Annotated in this window: 18 protein-coding genes; 5 read left to right on the top strand and 13 right to left on the bottom strand. The window is 62.1% G+C overall.

Annotation, left to right across the window (positions count from 1 at the left end; genetic code table 11):
• Positions 1-76 precede the first annotated feature (76 nt).
• Together AABM52_RS11330 and AABM52_RS11325 are read left to right on the top strand one after the other, a co-directional pair.
• Positions 77-760 (top strand): response regulator transcription factor, encoded by a 684-nt coding sequence (locus AABM52_RS11330; protein WP_347911830.1) that lies wholly within the window; start codon positions 77-79, stop codon positions 758-760.
• Positions 738-2,141 carry a HAMP domain-containing sensor histidine kinase gene (locus AABM52_RS11325; protein ID WP_347911829.1) on the top strand — a complete coding sequence of 468 codons (1,404 nt, stop codon included), beginning with the start codon at positions 738-740 and terminating at the stop codon, positions 2,139-2,141. The genes AABM52_RS11330 and AABM52_RS11325 overlap by 23 nt, the downstream gene beginning before the upstream one ends.
• Positions 2,142-2,276: 135 nt before the next feature.
• Here the strand turns inward: AABM52_RS11325 and AABM52_RS11320 are convergent, their stop codons facing one another.
• The 4 genes from AABM52_RS11320 to AABM52_RS11305 form a co-directional block, all read right to left on the bottom strand.
• Entirely contained in the window at positions 2,277-2,687 is a 411-nt protein-coding gene (locus AABM52_RS11320; protein ID WP_223464459.1) for an SRPBCC family protein, read from the bottom strand.
• Between the two features lie 29 nt (positions 2,688-2,716).
• Complete coding sequence (locus tag AABM52_RS11315) at positions 2,717-3,514, bottom strand: SDR family oxidoreductase (protein ID WP_347911828.1); 798 nt, start codon at positions 3,512-3,514, stop codon at positions 2,717-2,719.
• Between the two features lie 295 nt (positions 3,515-3,809).
• Positions 3,810-4,406, bottom strand: a complete 597-nt coding sequence (locus AABM52_RS11310) for a DinB family protein (protein ID WP_347911827.1) — start codon at positions 4,404-4,406, stop codon at positions 3,810-3,812.
• 72 nt (positions 4,407-4,478) lie between these two features.
• The gene (locus AABM52_RS11305; RefSeq protein ID WP_347911826.1) at positions 4,479-5,588 is read right to left on the bottom strand and encodes an NAD(P)/FAD-dependent oxidoreductase; all 1,110 of its coding nucleotides are present in this window, start codon (positions 5,586-5,588) and stop codon (positions 4,479-4,481) included.
• A 118-nt stretch (positions 5,589-5,706) separates the two neighbouring features.
• Between AABM52_RS11305 and AABM52_RS11300 the strand changes: the two genes are divergently transcribed.
• Positions 5,707-6,027 carry a DUF2388 domain-containing protein gene (locus AABM52_RS11300; protein WP_347911825.1) on the top strand — a complete coding sequence of 107 codons (321 nt, stop codon included), beginning with the start codon at positions 5,707-5,709 and terminating at the stop codon, positions 6,025-6,027.
• 53 nt (positions 6,028-6,080) lie between these two features.
• On the opposite strand, the gene AABM52_RS11295 is transcribed toward AABM52_RS11300, so the two are convergent.
• Positions 6,081-7,013 (bottom strand): pyridoxal-phosphate dependent enzyme, encoded by a 933-nt coding sequence (locus AABM52_RS11295; RefSeq protein ID WP_347911824.1) that lies wholly within the window; start codon positions 7,011-7,013, stop codon positions 6,081-6,083.
• 104 nt (positions 7,014-7,117) lie between these two features.
• Complete coding sequence (locus AABM52_RS11290; RefSeq protein ID WP_347911823.1) at positions 7,118-7,909, bottom strand: SDR family oxidoreductase; 792 nt, start codon at positions 7,907-7,909, stop codon at positions 7,118-7,120.
• 124 nt (positions 7,910-8,033) lie between these two features.
• Between AABM52_RS11290 and AABM52_RS11285 the strand changes: the two genes are divergently transcribed.
• Positions 8,034-8,978: a GlxA family transcriptional regulator gene (locus AABM52_RS11285; protein ID WP_347911822.1), complete on the top strand. Its 945-nt coding sequence runs from the start codon at positions 8,034-8,036 to the stop codon at positions 8,976-8,978.
• Between the two features lie 72 nt (positions 8,979-9,050).
• Positions 9,051-9,710: an isoprenylcysteine carboxylmethyltransferase family protein gene (locus AABM52_RS11280; RefSeq protein ID WP_347911821.1), complete on the top strand. Its 660-nt coding sequence runs from the start codon at positions 9,051-9,053 to the stop codon at positions 9,708-9,710.
• 19 nt (positions 9,711-9,729) lie between these two features.
• On the opposite strand, the gene AABM52_RS11275 is transcribed toward AABM52_RS11280, so the two are convergent.
• From AABM52_RS11275 to AABM52_RS11245, 7 genes are all read right to left on the bottom strand, one after another.
• The gene (locus AABM52_RS11275; protein WP_347911820.1) at positions 9,730-10,392 is read right to left on the bottom strand and encodes an HAD-IA family hydrolase; all 663 of its coding nucleotides are present in this window, start codon (positions 10,390-10,392) and stop codon (positions 9,730-9,732) included.
• A 60-nt stretch (positions 10,393-10,452) separates the two neighbouring features.
• The gene (locus AABM52_RS11270) at positions 10,453-10,860 is read right to left on the bottom strand and encodes a response regulator (RefSeq protein WP_347911818.1); all 408 of its coding nucleotides are present in this window, start codon (positions 10,858-10,860) and stop codon (positions 10,453-10,455) included.
• A 115-nt stretch (positions 10,861-10,975) separates the two neighbouring features.
• Positions 10,976-12,586 (bottom strand): GMC family oxidoreductase N-terminal domain-containing protein, encoded by a 1,611-nt coding sequence (locus AABM52_RS11265; RefSeq protein ID WP_347911816.1) that lies wholly within the window; start codon positions 12,584-12,586, stop codon positions 10,976-10,978.
• Between the two features lie 66 nt (positions 12,587-12,652).
• Entirely contained in the window at positions 12,653-13,870 is a 1,218-nt protein-coding gene (locus AABM52_RS11260) for a mandelate racemase/muconate lactonizing enzyme family protein (RefSeq protein ID WP_157709804.1), read from the bottom strand.
• 1 nt (position 13,871) lies between these two features.
• The gene (locus tag AABM52_RS11255; protein ID WP_347911815.1) at positions 13,872-15,206 is read right to left on the bottom strand and encodes an MFS transporter; all 1,335 of its coding nucleotides are present in this window, start codon (positions 15,204-15,206) and stop codon (positions 13,872-13,874) included.
• An 84-nt stretch (positions 15,207-15,290) separates the two neighbouring features.
• Positions 15,291-16,715: an aldehyde dehydrogenase gene (gene aldA, locus AABM52_RS11250; protein ID WP_347911814.1), complete on the bottom strand. Its 1,425-nt coding sequence runs from the start codon at positions 16,713-16,715 to the stop codon at positions 15,291-15,293.
• A 231-nt stretch (positions 16,716-16,946) separates the two neighbouring features.
• Entirely contained in the window at positions 16,947-17,879 is a 933-nt protein-coding gene (locus AABM52_RS11245; RefSeq protein WP_347911813.1) for a LysR substrate-binding domain-containing protein, read from the bottom strand.
• Between the last annotated feature and the right edge of the window lie 407 nt (positions 17,880-18,286).

Below are 18,286 nucleotides of genomic sequence, written 5' to 3'. Positions count from 1 at the left end.
TTTTATTTAGAAAGCCTGCGATCATTTCTTGGCAAAATGCCGCACAACGTTGTGAACATTTAATCAGGCCAGCCCTATGACCCGCATCTTGACCATCGAAGACGACGCCGTGACCGCCCGGGAAATTGTCGCCGAACTGAGTAGCCACGGCCTCGACGTCGACTGGGTCGACAATGGCCGCGAAGGGCTGGAGCGAGCGGTCAGCGGCAACTACGACCTGATCACCCTCGACCGCATGCTGCCCGAGCTCGATGGCCTGGCAATCGTCACCACCCTGCGGACCATGGGCGTGGCTACGCCGATCCTGATGATCAGCGCCCTGTCCGACGTCGATGAGCGCGTGCGCGGTCTGCGCGCCGGTGGCGACGACTACCTGACCAAACCCTTCGCCACCGATGAAATGGCCGCCCGGGTCGAAGTCCTGCTGCGCCGGCAGAACACCGTGACCGCCGAGGCCACCACGTTGCGGGTGGCCGATCTGGAGCTGAACCTGATCAGCCACGAAGCCAGCCGCGACGGTCAACTGCTGACGCTATTGCCCACCGAATACAAACTGCTGGAATTCCTGATGCGCAATACCGGGCAAATCCTCTCGCGGATGATGATTTTCGAGGAAGTCTGGGGTTACCACTTCGACCCCGGCACCAACCTGATCGACGTACACATCGGCCGTCTGCGCAAGAAGATCGACCCGCCTGGCAATGCCCCATTGATTCGGACCGTGCGAGGCTCGGGTTATGTCATTGCCGAACCCGTCTAAAGGCTGGCGTTCTTCCAGCAGCCGTCTGCTGGCGCTCTACAGTTCGCTGTTCGTGATCTGGAGCGGGATTCTCATGGGGGTCATGTACTACGAGGTTTCCGCTTACCTGGACAACCTGGCCAAGCATTCGCTGATGCAACGCCAGCACCTGTTTTCGCGCTTCTCGGGCGAGCAACTGGTGGACGCCCTCGCCGTCAGCATGACCTTCGACATCCGCGGCATCGACGCCTACGGCCTGTTCGATGCCCGGCAACATTACCTCAGCGGCGCCCTGCGCTACATTCCCGACGGTTTGCCGCTCGATGGCAAGATCCACATGCTGCGCGATTGCGATGCCTCCGACGACAACGACGAACAGACGCTGCCCACCGACAGCTGCGATGCCGTGGCAACCCGCACCCTGGACGGCCGCTGGCTGGTGCTGGTGCGCGACAACGGTTCGTTGTTCGCCGTGACCCGGATCATCCTTCACGCCTTGTTCTGGGGGATGACCCTGACCATCGTGCCGGGCATCGTCGGCTGGTATTTGCTGCGCCGGCGCCCATTGCGACGCATTCGCGGGATTCAGGCCAGTGCCGAAGCCATCGTCGCCGGTGACCTGAGCCGGCGCTTGCCGCTGTCCAATCGGCGTGACGAACTGGACATGCTCGCCGCCATCGTCAACGCCATGCTCGAACGCATCGAGCGCTTGATGAACGAGGTCAAGGGCGTGTGCGACAACATCGCCCATGACCTGCGCACGCCCCTGACCCGTCTGCGCGCGCAGCTTTACCGCATGCAACAGCAAGCCGGCGAAGGCTCGCCACAGGCCATGCAACTGGACCTGGTGCTGGCCGAGGCCGATACGCTGATGGCGCGTTTTCGCGGGTTGCTGCGGATCTCCGAACTGGAAGACCGCCAGCGTCGCTCCGGCTTCGTGCAACTGGACCCGGTGGCGTTGCTGCAAGAACTGCATGAGTTCTACCTGCCCCTGGCGGAAGACGACGGCCTGGTGTTCCAGTTGCACCTGCCCGCGTCATTGCCGCCCCTCAATGGCGACCGCGCGCTGATGTTCGAAGCGGTGGCGAACCTGCTCAGCAACTCGATCAAATTCACCCCGCCCGGTGGCGCGGTAATCCTGCGCGGGGTCAATGATGGCGGGCACACGCGGATCGAAGTGCTCGATTCCGGCCCGGGCATTCCCGAGGCGGAACGGGAAGCGGTGTTCCAGCGCTTCTATCGCGCCGAGGCGGGCAATCACAAAAGCGGCTTCGGGCTGGGGCTATCCATCGTCGCGGCGATTGTCAGCCTGCACGGGTTTACCCTGGAAGTGGGCAGCAGCGAACTGGGTGGCGCGCGGCTGGTGCTGGACTGCCAGGAAGGCTTGATTACCCAGGCCTGACACTGCCTCAAGAACCATTAGATCCCTTGTGGGAGCGAGCTTGCTCGCGATAGCGGAGTGTCAGGCGATACATTTTTACCTGATACACCGTCATCGCGAGCAAGCTCGCTCCCACAGGAGTTGGTGTCGTGACTGTCAGGCCGGGTATTTGGCCCGCAGCGCTTCAATCCCACCCTGATACACCCCCGCAAACAACGCTTCCACTTCCCCATCACTCACGCCAACCGGTTCAAACCGGCCCGACCAGGTTACCCGCGCACGCTCGCCAAGCGCTTCAACCTTGATCGTCGCCAAATAATCAGTCACCGGAAATGGCGAATGCACAAACGAGTAACTGTAGGTTTTCGCTGCGTTGTCGAACACTTGCAAACGCTCGACCACCACCGTGCCATCGCTGGTTTCCAGCCGGCGTACCCGCCCGCCTTCGCTCAGTTCGCTTTTGGGAATGAACGGAATCCAGTCCGGCAGCGAGTTGAATCCGCCAATCAATTGCCAGACCTGATCGGCCGAGGCCGGGACTTCGATCGTTGCTGATGCAGTTGCCATGTCGGGTGCTCTCTCAAAATTTTTTGGGTTCAGATGGCCAGGCTGTCGACGACACCGCCGTCGACCCGCAAGGCAGCTCCGGTGGTGGCCGAGGATAACGGCGAAGCGATGTAGGCCACCAGATTGGCGACTTCTTCGACATCCGCCACGCGCTGGATGATCGACGTCGGCCGGGCCTTGCGCACGAACGCATCGGCTTCGTCCCGGGCGCTGCGTCCGGATTCGGCCGTGGCGTCCTTGAGCATGTCTTCAAGGCCATCGGTAAAGGTCGGGCCTGGCAGGATCGCATTGACCGTCACGCCGGTGCCGGCCAGGCGTTTGGCCAGGCCATGGGACACCGCCAGGTTGGCGCTTTTGGTCACGCCGTAGTTGATCATGTCCGCCGGGGTCGCCACGCCGGATTCCGAAGACAGGAAGATCACCCGCCCCCAACCCTGTTTGACCATGTCCGGTGTGTAATGCCGGGACAGGCGCACGCCGGAGATCACGTTGACCTCGTAGAAGCGTGTCCACTCACTGTCCGGGGCGTCGAAGAAATCCACCGTGTTGAAGATCCCTAGGTTGTTCACCAGGATGTCCGCCCGAGGTTCGGCGGCGAACAATCTTTCGGCGCCTTCGGCGGTGCCGAGGTCGGCGGTCACCCCACGCAATTGCGCTGCAGGAACACGCTGGCGAATGCTCGCCATTGCCTGCTCGACCTTGGCCGTGTCGCGGCCGATCACCACCACCGTGGCGCCTGCCTCGGCCAGTGCCTTGCTGATGCCCAGGCCAATGCCGGCGGTGCTGCCGCTGACGATTGCGAGTTTTGCGCTCAAATCGATTTTCATGCTCAAGCTCCAATGAGGGGATAACGGAGTGCGCCCGGACGCCGCGCAAAAGGATCGGGAAGAGTGTAGCGGCAGCCCGGGCCAAGGGGCTGCTCACTCGTCTTGAAGGGATTGTTTAACGGCTGCCAGTGCTACTTCATGAAAGCTGCAGACCTTACTGCGGAGGAGGAAATTGCTCCCTCGCCAGATGTATCCGAGTGTGGCCTACCTGTCAGCTCTCGAGATACAGGGTGCGATCCGGCGTTCCACCTTTCGATACAGTGCTGTTGGCCCCGTCGATAGTCTGAACCGGAGTTCAACGATATCGATTCGGCAAAACACTGGTCGCACTGGAAAACTGCACGGCACAGGGCGGCGCCACTATCGGCGCATTGATCGACTGCAAAACCACCGGTTCTGACTCGCGCAAATACACCGGCATGTCGGTCACCGGTGGCATGGCCGGAATCTCGAAGTACATCTGCACCACCCAGCCACGGTGATAGCTGGCGTGGTTGACCACGTGCATCAGCATCGCGCCGGCGCTCATGGTGCCGCTTTCGCCTGAGACAAAGGTGAATTCCAGGAGCTTGTCCAGGGAGGCGTCGGTTTGCCGGGCGCTCCAGTCGCAGTACCAGCGATCGATGGCTTTTTGCGCCATGCGCAGTTCGGACAGGTCGGCGTGCAGCAGGTCGTGGGAGGTCTTGAAGCCATGCCCCCGGCCTTCGAGGTGCGCCTGCCAGATGCAATCGACCACGTAGACGTGATTGAGGGTGCCGATCATGTTTTTGAACACTGACACCCGTTCTTTTTTGACTTCGCCCGGAGGGAGCGCCGCGAGGCTGTCAAAAAGGCGCTGATTGGCCCAGCGTTTGTAATCGGCCAGCAGGCAGGCAGTGCGTACGGTGATCATCAGAGTTCTCCGATGGCGGTAAGCGCACCCCCTAGCATAGCCCCGATAACCGCAACGCAGCGCCAGCCCTGATCATCGGTCGGCCAGGTGTTTCACCACGAGTTCGGCGAGCGCCAGGCAACTGGTCAGCCCCGGTGATTCGATGCCGAACAGATTCACCAGCCCCGGCACGCCATGTTCGGCGCGAGCGCTGATGAGAAAGTCGGCAGCCGGCTCAGTCGGCCCGCTGATTTTCGGGCGAATGCCGCTGTAGGCCGGTTGCAGGCTGTTGTCCGGCAAGCCCGGCCAATAGCGGCGGATCGCCTGATAGAACCCCTCCGCCCGGCGGGGCTCGACACGGTAATCAATGTGCTCGACCCATTCGACATCCGGTCCGAAGCGCGCCTGCCCGCCCAGGTCCAGCGTCATGTGCACACCCAGCCCCGCGTTCTCCGGGGCCGGATACACCAGGTGGCGAAACGGTGCCCGGCCACTGAAATTGAAGTAACTGCCCTTGCACAAATGCGCCCGGGGAATGAATGGCCCCGGCAGACCGACGATGCTGCTCGCCACCTCGGGAGCGGACAGCCCCGCGCAGTTGATCAATTCGCGGCAGCACAACGTCATGGGTTGACTGCCGCCCATGTGCACCTCGAAACCCTGTTCGATGCAACGGGCCGACAGCAGCGGCGTGTGCAAGGCCAGCGTCGCGCCAAACCTCTCGGCATCGCCCAGCAGCGCCAGCATCAGCCCGTGGGAGTCGACTATGCCGGTAGACCGCGACCACAGCGCCGCGACGCAGGACAACGCCGGTTCAAGCTCCCGGACCTGCGGGCCGTCCAGCCATTGCAGGTCATCGACACCATTGACACGCCCCTGCTGCAACAGACGCTGCAAAGCCGCGCGCTGCGGCTCATCGGTGGCCACGATCAGCTTGCCCACGCGCCGGTAATCGACACCGTGCTCATCGCAGTACGCGTAGAGGCGCTGCTTGCCTTCCACGCACAACCGCGCCTTGAGGCTGCCGCCCGGGTAATAGATGCCGGCGTGAATCACTTCCGAGTTACGCGAGCTGATGCCCGTGCCGATGCCCCCGCCGGCCTCGACCACCAGCACTTCCCGACCGCTCATGGCCAGGGCCCTGGCCACTGCCAATCCGACGACACCGGCCCCGATCACCACACTTTGAATATCGATGTTCAACGACCTTGCCTCCCTCTCACCCCGCTCCTCGCTAATGCCAGGGAACTCTCGGCGACCGCCACGCATCCTAAACTATGTGGTACTTCCCTTATGCTTCATGCTGTCGGAGGACACCGTCATGCGCCGCATATTTATCCTTTCTTCCCTGGTACTTTGTTTGCCCTTCGGCTCGGCTATGGCCAAAGTGGATGCCGAAGATGTCGCCACCTCAGCCGGGGTTTCCGCCTCGCTGTACTCGACGTTCAAAGACCACAAACTCATGATTCCCGCCCGGGATGACGCATCCAGTTTCGTCGCCAGTGGCGGTGCGATTCGTGGTGCTTACCTGGAGGCGGTGTTGAAAAAGATCCGTCAGGACAATCCTGCCCTCAACAACGCAAGCGACGAAGACCTGGCCCGCGCCATTCTCGTCCAGGAAGGCGTTGCCGCCGATCACTGAAGATCGTCATCGCCAGCGGTAGGGCTTGTGACACCGGGATAGCGTTTCCGGCCCTACCCGGCGCGTGTGCCTGCGGACAAGCGTGCCCACCCGGCCACGAGCTGCGCATTGATACTTACCCCGCCGCACACCACGATCACCACGTCACGGGCGTCGGCAATCGCCGGGTGATCCAGGTAGGCAATCGCCAATGAAACCCCGCACGCTGGTTCGACCAGCTGTCGCAAATCATTGGCGTAACGCACCACGCCCATGATCGCCTCATCATCACTGAGCACCACGCACTCATAGGGGAAATCGCCGATGTGCCTGACCGGCCAGGCGGCCACTTGCGCGGCGCCCAGGGAGGTAGCGACGGTGTCGATTTTCGCCAGTTTGACCGGGTGCCCGGCCGCCACCGCCGCGGCGAACGACGCCGCGCCTTCGGTTTCGCAGGCTACGATGCGGCAATCGGTGTGCCGATGACGAATCAGTCCGGTGAGCAGCCCCGCCAGCAAGCCACCGCCGCCCACCGATGTCACCAGCACATCCACTGGCGGGCAGTCTTCAAGGATTTCATCGACCATGGTGCTGTGCCCTTCCCACAACAGCGGGTGGTCGAAGGCCGGCACGAATTCACTGCGCGGGTCCTGGGCGAGTTCCTGTGCCCGTTGATTGGCTTCGTCCCAGACCTTGCCGTGCACGATCACCTCGGCGCCGGTATTGCTGATCCGCGTCCGGGTGCTTTGCGGGGTGGTGTGCGGTACCACGATGCATGCCTTGAGCCCCAGGCACGCAGCGGCCATGGCCGTGGCCAGTCCCGCGTTCCCGGCGGAGGGACAGACCACCTTGCGCTTGCCCTGCTGCTGAGCCCGGCTGCACAGCAAGCCCATGCCGCGTAATTTGAACGAGCCGCTGGGTTGCAGGTTTTCCAGTTTCAGCCAGATACGGCGGGTCGGGGTCGAGAGGCCAGGGTGCAGGATCAAAGGCGTTCGGATGTGAAGCATGTCGGCTCCTGTTACACGCCACCGGCTCGCCGAACAGGTCAACGAGCCAGCGGTGAACGGTCCTCTCATGCAAGTTTAGTTCACCCGGCCTCGGGGTGACCGTCTCAGCGATAACGCGGCGCCGCCACGCTATTGCCAAACAACCCGGACAACGTCTTGCGCTGGGCCTCGTAACGATCCCACTGGCTGCCGTCGTGCAGCCCGGGAATGGTTACCACTTCGCCAGCCGCCAGGCCAACGAGCGCGGCATCGACCATCTCTTCGGCGGACATCACGATGTCCTTCGGCAGGTTTTCCACCGGGTTGCCGGCCTCGCTCCAGAAATCGGTCGCGGTCGCCCCCGGCAACACCGCCTGGATGCGCAGGCCTTTGTCCGCCAGTTCATGCTGCATCGACTGGCTCAGGCTCAAGACGAACGCCTTGGTCCCGCCGTACACGCCGTTGAGGATTTCCGGGGCGATGGCGACGATGGAGGCGATGTTGATCACGGTACCGGCGCCCCGGGCGACGAAGCCGGGTACGGCGGCATAGGCCAGGCGCATCAACGCCGTCACGTTGAGGTTGATCATCGCCTCCATGTCATCCACGGGACTGCCGAGCAGCGGCATGACGGCACCGACTCCGGCGTTGTTGACCAACAAGGTGATGCTGGCGTCGTTTTGCAGGATCTGTTCGACCCGCAGCGCATCCGCCTTGTTCGTCAGGTCGGCGGCCACCACCTCCACGGTGCGCCCGGTTTCGTCGCTCAATTGGTTGGCCAGGGCATTGAGCTTGCCCTGGCTGCGGGCCACCAGAATCAGGTCGTAACCCTGTCGGGCCAGGCGGTCGGCATACACCGCGCCGATGCCCGAAGAAGCGCCGGTGATCAGTGCAGTGCCTTTGGATGAAAGCGCCATGGTGCAATTCCTCTACGGTGAGGCGAGAGATTCGCCGGGTGCACACCGTTATAAAGGGACTTACGCCCGTCTCAAATGACGTTTAAAGTACGTTTTCAGGACATCACTGTTTGAGGACAGATCCATGATCAGCGTGGCGTTCGTGGTTTTCGAGGGTTTCCAGTCCATGGCGCTGGCCGCCATGCCGGTGTTCGAATACGCCAATTTCAGTGCTAACGAGACGCTGTATGACGTGCGCGTGCTGTCCGAAAACGGTCACAACCTGCGCGCCTCCGGCGGCCTGAGTGTCGGTACCGAGGCATTCGACGGGCGCGTGTTCGACACGGTGATCGTGGTCGGTGGCGACTCCATCGTCGAACAGGCCCCCGAGGTCGTACTGGATTACCTGCGGGCCAGCATCAACACTGCTCGCCGTACGGCGTCGATCTGTTCCGGGGCGTTCGTCATGGCCCAGGCCGGCTTGCTCGATGGACGGCGAGCCACCACCCACTGGGCCTACGCCCGGGAACTGCAGGCGCGGTTTCCGGCGATCAAGGTCGAGGCCGATCGCATCTACGTGATCGATGGCTCGATCTGGACCTCCGCCGGCATGACGGCGGGCATCGACCTCGCCCTGGCCATGGTGGAAAAGGACCACGGCGCCGAGCTGGCCCGGGCCGTGGCGCAGAAACTGGTGATGTACCACCGCCGCGCGGGCGGTCAGTCGCAGCACTCGGCGCTGCTGGAGCTGGAGCCGAAATCCGATCGCATCCAGACCGTGCTCGGCTACGCCCGGGAACACCTGGCCCAGACCCTTTCGGTGGAGCAACTGGCGCAAGTGGCCAACCTCAGCCCCCGGCAATTCAGCCGGGCGTTTCGCGCCGAAACCGGGCAATCGCCGGCCAAGGCCGTCGAAAACCTGCGCCTGGAAGCGGCGCGACAGATGCTCGAACGCGGACGCCTGACACTCGACCAGATCGCCCTGGAAACCGGGTTCGCCGACCGTCGGCGCATGCGCGAAACCTTCCTGCGGGTGTTCGGGCAACCGCCGCAGGTGATTCGGCGCAATGCGCGAGCAGAGGTGCCTTGATCGCTCCCCCGCTCAGCGTGGGAAGCATCGGTATCTACACTGAACCTGATGGAGGTTACTTTTGGAGGCACCATGAAAATTTCGGCCAAACTGGCGTTTTTCGCCGTCGTCAGCACCCTCGCCTACCTCGCCCTGGCGATCTGGGGGCTGGGTGGTTTCATAGCCTATTTCAGCCACGGCTCACTGGTCGTCGTTGCCCTGGCCACCCTGATCATGGCTGTCGCTTCTCTGTTCACCGAGGTCAACCTGAGTTCGGGGGAACGCGAAGACCGGGCCAACCGCTGGGTCCTCCCGGCTTTCGGCGTGATCGGGTTGCTGAGCGGCTTTCTGCCGGCCTATACCGACCGCATCGATTTCTGGACGTTTGGCGGTGAAGGCGTGCGCTGGCTCGGCGCACTGTTGTTCATCCTGGGCGGGGCACTGCGGTTGTGGCCGGTGTTTGTGCTGGGCAAGCGCTTCAGCGGGCTGGTGGCGATTCAGCCGGGGCATAGACTGGTCACCGAGGGGATCTACCGCAACCTGCGCAACCCCAGCTATCTGGGGATGATGGTCATCGGCCTGGGTTGGGCACTGGCCTTTCGTTCTGCTGTCGGGCTGATATTGGTAGCGCTGACGCTGATCCCGCTGATCGCGCGCATTCACTCGGAAGAAGCCTTGCTGAGGGCGCAGTTCGGCAGTGAATACGACGCCTATTGCGCCCGCAGTTGGCGGTTGATCCCCGGGCTTTACTGACAGGAACACTGATCCAACATTAGACGGCGTGCAGACGCAGACCTTCGGCTTCCACCAGAACCCGCACCGACTCATAGCTTGCCAACGTCGCATGCGGCGTCTCGATCGGCTGCTCATGGGTCGCCGTGACAATCATCAAGTCCGCCCCCGCCGCCTCGGCCGCCAGAATCCCCACCGTGGCGTCTTCAAAAACCAGGCACTGCCCAGGCTCGACACCCAGGCGTCGGGCCGCGAGGCGGTAACCCGCGGGGTCCGGTTTACCGGCGGTCACATCCTCGGCGGTGATCATGACGGCAGGCTCGGGAATCCCCGCTGCCGCCATCCGCCGCAACGCCAGTTCCCGCGGGGCGGAAGTGACGATGGCCCATTGGCCGGCCGGCAAGGACCGCAAGAACTTCGCCGCGCCAGCCACCTCCAACACCCCGTCGACGTCGTCGATTTCCGCTTCGGTAATCCACGCGGCTTCCGCCTCGGCATCCACCCCGGGCAAGCCCAGGCGCCTGATGGTGTCGATGGCGCGGGCACCATGAATGGTCGGCAGGAAGGTCTCGACATCGACACCATGGCGCACCGCCCAGGTGGTCCAGACCCGCTCGGCGGCGGCAATGGAGGTCAGGACGGTACCGTCCATGTCGAACAGAAAGGCACGGTAAGTCGAGTTGAAAACAGGGTGATCGGACAAGGAAACGAACCTCGCGGGTGCCGGACGGATTTGCCCGGCAATGTAGCATCTGCGCGCCGGTCAGTTGAATCGTTTGGACTTGAAGGTCTGGCCCACGCAATCGAGCAGCCCGCCAATCATCCAGGGCTTCTTGATGAACGAGACCGCGTGCCGCACGCCTGCGCTTTCAGGGGTTTCGAAACCGGACATGATCATGATCGGCTTGTCCGGCCAGCGATCGCCGAACTGGTTGGCCAGGTCCGCGCCATTGAGCGTGCCGGGCATGGTGATGTCTGTCAGCAGCATATGCACCTGCGGCGCATGCTGTTCCAGATAGATCGCTGCCGCGTCCGCACTGATTTGCGGCTCGACGACAAAACCTTCCTCCTGAAGAATCTCACAGAGAAACTCCAGGATAAGCGGGTCGTCCTCAACCACCAGAATCAACCCGCCAGGAAGATCCCCGCCCGCCGTCGGTACTCGACTCATGACCGTGCCGCTCCCTGATTGCCTCAATGATTTCGCGGGTTCTGATCCGCCACCTAAAAGGTATGAGCAGCGGACTCGGCGGAAATTCATTTTTGATGCAATCGGGTGACCGGTATCAAGCGTCCTGCAGGATCAGGTCAGCCCCCTTCTCCGCCACCATCAGCACCGCGGCGTGGGTGTTGCCTGACGTCACATTGGGGAAAATCGACGCATCGACGATGCGCAAACCGTCCAGCCCGTGGACCTTGAGGCGCTTGTCCACCACCGACTTGCAATCGTCCGAACCCATGGCGCAGGAACCGCACAGGTGGTAGATCGAGCCACTGTTTTCGCGGAAGTACTGCAACATCTGTTCATCGGTTTCGACCACCGGCCCCGGCAGCACTTCTTCGACGGTGATGCCCTTGAGCGCCGGTGCCTGCATGATCTTGCGCATCAGGCGGCTGCCCTGGATCACCTCGTCGATGTCCTTCTGGGTGCTCAGGTAGTTCGGGTCGATCAGCGCCGCGTCCCGCGGGTTTTTCGAAGCGATTTCGATGTGCCCGCGACTGGTCGGCCGGCACGGGTTGAAGCACAGCAGGAAGCCTGAGTACGGCTCGGGCTTGAGGCTGGCCTTGTTGTTTTTCGGGATCTGGTACGACAGCGGGTTGAAGTACAGCTGCAAATTCGGGTTGGCCTGCTGCGCGTTGCCACGGAAGAACCCGCCGGCCTGGTTGACGCTCATCGCCAGCGCGCCCTTGCGGGTGAACAGGTACTTCAGGCCCAGCTTGAACTGGCCGAACAGCGAACTGAGCTGGTCATTCAGCGTCGGGATGTTGGCCTTGTAGTAGTAACTGGCGCACAGGTGATCCTGCAGGTTTTGCCCCACCGCCGGCAGGTGCTTGACCATCGGGATGTTGTGTTTGGCCAACAGCGCCTGATCGGCGACGCCGGACAATTGCAGGATCTTCGGCGTGTCCACGGCACCGGCACACAGGATCACTTCCTTGTTGGCACTGAAGGTGCGCACCACGCCGTGCTGGGTGATGGAGACCCCGGTCGCGCGTTGCCGGTCGTCGAACAGTACCCGGTCCACCAGGGCGAAATGCTCGACGGTCAGGTTCGGTCGACTCAGTGCCGGGTGCAAATGGGCGAAGCTGCTGGAACAGCGCTGGCCGTCGCGGGTGTTGACGTCGTAGATGCCCGCACCTTCGAATTTCGGCCCGTTGAAATCGTCGCTGATGGGGTAGCCCAGTTCATCGCACCCCTTGAGGAACACATCGCAGATCGGATGGGTCTGGCCCTTCATCGGTGTGATGCTGATCGGACCACTGCCGCCGTGGTACTCGCTGTCGCCCAGCGGGTGGTTTTCCAGCTTGCGGAAGTACGGCAGCACGTCCTTGAAGCCCCAGCCGTCGTTGCCGTTGGCCGCCCAGTCATCGAAGTCATGGGCCTGGCCACGCACGTAGACCATCGCGTTGATCGAGCCCGAACCACCCTGCACCTTGCCGCGCGGGGCGTAGATCTCGCGGTTGTCCAGCTGCTTTTGCGGGCGGCTGTAGTACATCCAGTTGAAGGTCGGGTTGTAATACATTTTGGCGAAACCGACCGGGATCTTGAACCAGAAGGACGAGTCTTTCCCGCCCGCTTCCAGCAGCAGCACCGTGTGTTTCCCGGAAGCCGAGAGGCGATTGGCCAGAACGCAGCCTGCTGCGCCGGCGCCAGCGATGATGTAGTCGTATGTCATGCACGGTTACCGCGTAAGTCGTTGTACAAAAAAACGGAATGGGTGATGCCCCGTAGGAGCGTCCCGTCAGCCCCTGGCCGGCGATGTATCTTTTACATCCGCCGGAGTCGGCGCCATTTGCAGGTGCAGCCGCTCGCCGGTGTACGGCGAATGCTTGCGCACCACGTCCATGTTCAGCTCCACGCCAAGGCCCGGCTCGGTGGACGGGATGATGTAGCCGTCCTCCCATTGCAGCGGTTTGGTCAGGACTTCGGCATGGAAGCCGCCCCAGGTCATGATGCTTTCCTGGATCAGGAAGTTCGGCGTGCAGGTCGCCAACTGGAAGCTCGCCGCCGCGCCAATCGGCCCGTTGTAGAGGTGCGGGGCGATCTGCGCGTAATACGCCTCGGCCATGCTGGCGATCTTCTTCGCCTCCAGCAGGCCGCCGCAGCGGGCGACGTTCATTTGCAGGATCGACGCACCGCCGGCCTGCAACAGCTTGAAGAATTCGTACTTGGTGGTCAGGCGCTCACCGGTGGCAATCGGGATGCTGGTCTTGGCCGCGACTTGCGCCATGGCGTCTTCCTGGCCCGGTGGCACAGGTTCTTCGAACCACAGCGGGTCGTACTTCTCCAGGCGCTTGGCCAGACGAATGGCCGAGGACGGCACCATCTGCCCGTGGGTGCCGAACAGCAGGTCGCACTTGTCACCCACCGCCTCGCGGATCTTGCGGCAGAAGGTCTCGCAGCGCTCCAGCACTTCCAGGGAAATCTGGTGACCGGAGTACGCGGTGTACGGCCCCGCCGGGTCGAACTTCACGGCGGTGAAGCCTTTGTTCATGTTCTCGATGGCGCACTCGGCGGCCAGGTCCGGGTCGTCGTAGTCGTACTCGCCCTTGCTGTTGACCGGGTACAGGTAGGTGTAGGAACGCAGGCGTTCGTTGACCTTGCCACCGAGCAACTCGTAGACCGGCTTGTTCGCCGCCTTGCCGATGATGTCCCAGCAGGCCATCTCCAGGCCGCTGACCACGCCCATCATGGTCAGGTCCGGGCGCTGGGTGAAGCCGCTCGAATAGGCCTGACGGAAAAAGCGTTCGATGTGGTGCGGGTCCTGGTTCAGCAGGTAGCGTTCGAACACGTCTTCGATGATTGGCAGCATGGCCTTGGGGCCGAAGGTTGCGGCGTAGATTTCGCCGACGCCTTCAATGCCGCAATCGGTTTTGATTTTGACGAACAACCAGTACATCCCGCCGATGTGCGGTGGCGGAACGGCGACAATATGGGTTTCAAGGGCGACGATTTTCATCTCAGGCACCTGTTTTGTTCAAAAATGTCTTGTTCAAAGACTTACGGTTGATACGTGCGCGCAAGGTCAGGGCCGCCAGGGTCCCGAGCAGGCCGACGAAGGCGATGTAGCCGAAATACAGCTTGTAACCAAAGGCACCGGGGAAATGTTCGGTGAGGTAGCCGTTGACCAAGGGAATGAAGGCATCTGGCAGGTAACCCACCACCGAGACAATGCCGATGGCCAGGCCGGTGATGCGCAGCGGAATGTCGCAGGTGTCGAGGATCGCCCAGTACAGCCCGCGAATGGCGTAGGTCATCAGGCCGATGAAAATCACCGTGCCGATCAGCAGGCCCAGGCTGTTGAGGGCCGGGAACACGATCAGGCCGATCATCGCCAGGCTCGCCAGCAGCAACGCCACGCACAGCACCGAGATGTTGGAGAACTTGTCACCCAGCCAGCCGCCGCCGATACCGCCGATGGGGCGCATCCACAACTTGATGGTGGTGATGGTGCCGGCCATCACCGCCGTCATGCCGCCGCCCTGCAGGTAATCGGAGAAACTGTAGGTGGCCCAGAAAATGTGATAACCGCAGAACACAATGGCGGTGACCAGCCACAGCTCGGGGATTTTCACCAGGGTGGTCAGGTCGCTGAGCAGGTTGAACTTGCCCTTCTCCACCGCCGGCGTGTCTTCCATGGCCTTCGGGTCCTTGATCAGCACCAGCACGCAGCCGATGGCGATACAGGTGAAGGAATACAGGTACACCACATGCTTGAAACCTTCGGCGACCGACTCGCCACGGGTTTCGGTGGCGAAGGCGAACAGCGCCAGGGCCACGGTGGCCAGCAAGGCTTCCACCAGGCCGCGACCGCCATCGAGAACGCCAAAGAACCGGCCCTGTTCAGTGTGATGGGCAATCATCTTCACCCGCTTGAGCACCGAGGCCCAGAAGGTCAGGCCGGTGGTCAGGCCCCAGCAACCGAAGATGATCATCAAACCGGTCATCGATGGCGCGGTGGAGTACCACAGGCCCAAGGCGCCGGTAGCCACCAGCGAGAAGAAAATCAGGAAGCGCGGGGCGATGCGATCCGCCAGCCAGCCGCTGGGCAGATACGAGACCAGGAAGATCGTGCCGAGCATCGAGTACAGGTAACCCAGCTCGCTGTGGTTGATCTGGAACACTTCGAGCATGGTGGTCTGGTAGACCTGACGCAGGTACAGGATCGGGTAGATCGCACCGGCGGCGAGCACCAACAGCATCAACTGGAAATAGCGACTTCCTTTGTCACTGTGGCTTTTTGAACCCGCGTTCGAACCCTGAACAGCGGCAACAGTGGTTGCAGGCTTGGACATCTGGAGAAACCTCGGGCAGCCCGGTGTCCGGGCGCCCCTGATAATTGTTTTTATAAGTGCAGCGTGAGGCGTGTTGCCGGTGGATCAGTACTTCATCACCACCAGACGGGTCTGGGTGAATTCGAGCATGCCGTGCTTGCCGTCATCACCGCCCAGGCCCGAGCGTTTCCAGCCGGCGTGGAAGCCCTGGTACGGATCGGCCGGGGTACGGTTGACGTACAGTTCACCGGCCTCGATGGCGTTGGCGACTTTCTGTGCGGTGCGGTAGTTCTCGGTATACAGCACCGACGACAGGCCGAACTGGTGGTCGTTGGCCATGGCCAGCGCTTCGTCGATGTCGCGGTACTTGAGCACCGGCAGCACCGGGCCGAAGATTTCTTCCTGAATGATCTCCATGTCCTGACGGCAGCCGCTGAGCAGGGTCGGCGGGTAGAAATGACCCTTGCCTTCAGGCAACACGCCACCGGTTTCCAGCACCGCGCCATCGGCGATGGCGCGCTCGACCATGGCGTGAATGTTTTGCTGCGAGCTGGCGTTGACCAATGGCCCCATCAGGCTGGCATCGGTGGCACGGTCGCCGAATTTCACGGCACTGATTTTCTGTTTCAGCAGACCGAGGAATTGGTCGTAGACGCTTTCCTGCACATAAACCCGCTCCACCGCCGTGCACAACTGGCCACAGTGGGTGGTCTTGGAAGCGACGATGGCGCTGGCGGCTGCTTCGAGGTCGGCGTCGGCCTCGATGATCGCCGGGGTCTTGCCCCCCAGTTCCAGGGACGGCTTGGCGATGTTGGCCTTGCAGTAATCGAGCACGATGCGCCCGGCGTTGACGCTACCGGTCAGGGTGATCAGGCCCACGGCCTTATGGGTGCAGACGACAGCGGCGGTGCCGTGGTCCATGGTCAGAATGTTCACCACGCCAGCCGGCAGACCGGATTGCTGCACGGCCTTGGCGATTTCGAAGGCCGAGGTCGGCGTGTTGTTGCTTGGACGCACCACCACTGTGTTGCCGGCAATCAACGCCGGGGCGATCTTGCGCAACAGGGTGTAGACCGGGTAGTTGAACGGAATCAGGCAGGCGACCACGCCAATCGGCTCGCGGTGCAAAAACAGGTTTTCGTTCGGCGAATCGCTGGGAATGATCTCGCCCTCGATACGGCGCGCCCATTCAGCGTGATAGCGGGTGATTTGCGCCGCATAACGGGCCTCGTTGCTGGCGTCGGCCACGCTCTTGCCGGATTCGGCGGCGAGCGCCTCGCCGATATTTTGTGCGTTGGCTTCAAGGGCATCGGCGAAGGCACGCAGGTATTCGGCGCGCTCGATGCTGGTGAGCTTGCCCCATACTTTTTGTGCGGCCAGGGCCGCTTCGACCGCCGCCGTGGCTTCATCGGCGGTGGCCGCCGAGACGTGCCCCACCAGCGCTTCGGTCGCGGGGTTATAGACCGCGATCAGCGCCTCGCTGGCAGGTTCAGTGAAGTGGCCGTTAACAAAGTTTCGCTCGAGTCGCATGTGAATCGCCCATCGTTGTTTTTATCCAGTCCGGGCAGTTTTGGCGTCTGGCCCGCGTTGAACAAACGATTTATTGAGCTGTGAAACATTCGAAAAATGCAGGTTACCCTGAAAACAACACATTTCCCTGTAGGAGCGAGCCTGCTCGCGATGGCGGAGTGTCAGACGCCATCAATACAACTGACCCACCGCTATCGCGAGCAGGCTCGCTCCTACAGGGGGTTGTGGTGTCTAGACGGCGGCGGTAGAAGGCTCCAACTGCCTCTGCGCCAACCAGATCTCCTCCTGCAACCACTGGCTGAACACCTGCAATTGAGGCATCTCGGTCTGCTCCGGCCGGGTCACCAGCCAGTAGGACTGGTGCCCGTCGACGTGCACATTCAGCACCTGGGTCAACTGCCCGCTGGCCAGTTCCGAGGCGACCATATGCCAGTCGGCAATGGTGATCCCCAGGCCATCGGTGGCGGCCTGGATCGCCAGGTCCAGCAGGTCGAATTCATAGCCGCCCTGGGTGTCGACACCGCTGATGCGCGCCGCGTCCAGCCAGTGTTTCCAGGTCAGGTAGCGCTGGTCTTCCCGGGCCAGCACATGCAGCAGCGTCAGGCGATTGAGGTCCAGGCCCTGCTCGCTCCACTCCCGCGCATACAGGGACGGCGCGCACACCGCGATATGCCGCTCCTGGATCAGCAGCGAACTGTCCAGCCCGTCCCATTCGCCATCGCCGAAACGGATCGCACAGTCCAGGGTACTGGTCTCCGCCAGGCTGTCCTGCAAACGCGTGGTGATGCTCAGTTCCAGCTCCGGGTGCTGCTCGCGCAAGCGCCCCAGACGCGGCATCAACCAACGGCTGGTGAAGGTCGGCGGCGCGTTGATGTGCAGGCGGTTGGAGTGGGTTTTTTGCTGGATGCTGCGCACCGTCAACTCGATCTTGTCGAACGACTGGTGCAACGCCCGCAACAGCACCCGGCCGGCGCTGGTCAGTTCGAGGTGATGATGGCGCCGCTCCAGCAGGTTCTCGCCCAGTTGTTCTTCGAGTTGGCGCACCTGGCGGCTGACCGCACTCTGGGTGACATTGAGCAACTCGGCGGCGCGGGTAAAACTGCCGGTGCTGCCGGCCACTTCGAAGGCCTTGAGGGCATTCAGGCCGGGCATTTTGCGTTTCATGAAAGGCACTCGTGGAAGGCTGACCAGGTCGTAAGCATCCCACGCCCCGCAGGAAATTTCCGCAGTAACATGCATTTTTGTGTTGTGTAGGACAATCAAGGCATCACCGCGAACAGCTTTTCTGTAGGAGCGAGCCTGCTCGCGATGGCAACGTATCTGACACACAAACGTCGACTGACACACCGTCATCGCGAGCAGGCTCGCTCCTACAGGGACGGTGTCCAGCCTGTCTATTTCAGGCTCCGGCACAGCCCCACCCCAGTAACATGCATTTATCGAACGTTTAACCGCTGAATTTATCGTTTGTCGTTCTTGGCCCCGCTGACAAAACTGCAGCCATCTCTAATAAAAACAACATGAGAGCTGCCCCATGCCTTACCTCACCTGCGCCCTCCCGAATACGTCCC

Origin of the sequence: Pseudomonas grandcourensis (assembly GCF_039909015.1) — a bacterium.
GTDB lineage: Bacteria > Pseudomonadota > Gammaproteobacteria > Pseudomonadales > Pseudomonadaceae > Aquipseudomonas > Aquipseudomonas grandcourensis.
The sequence above is the reverse complement of the archived record's forward strand: the minus strand, read 5'-3'. Positions and strand labels throughout refer to the sequence as shown.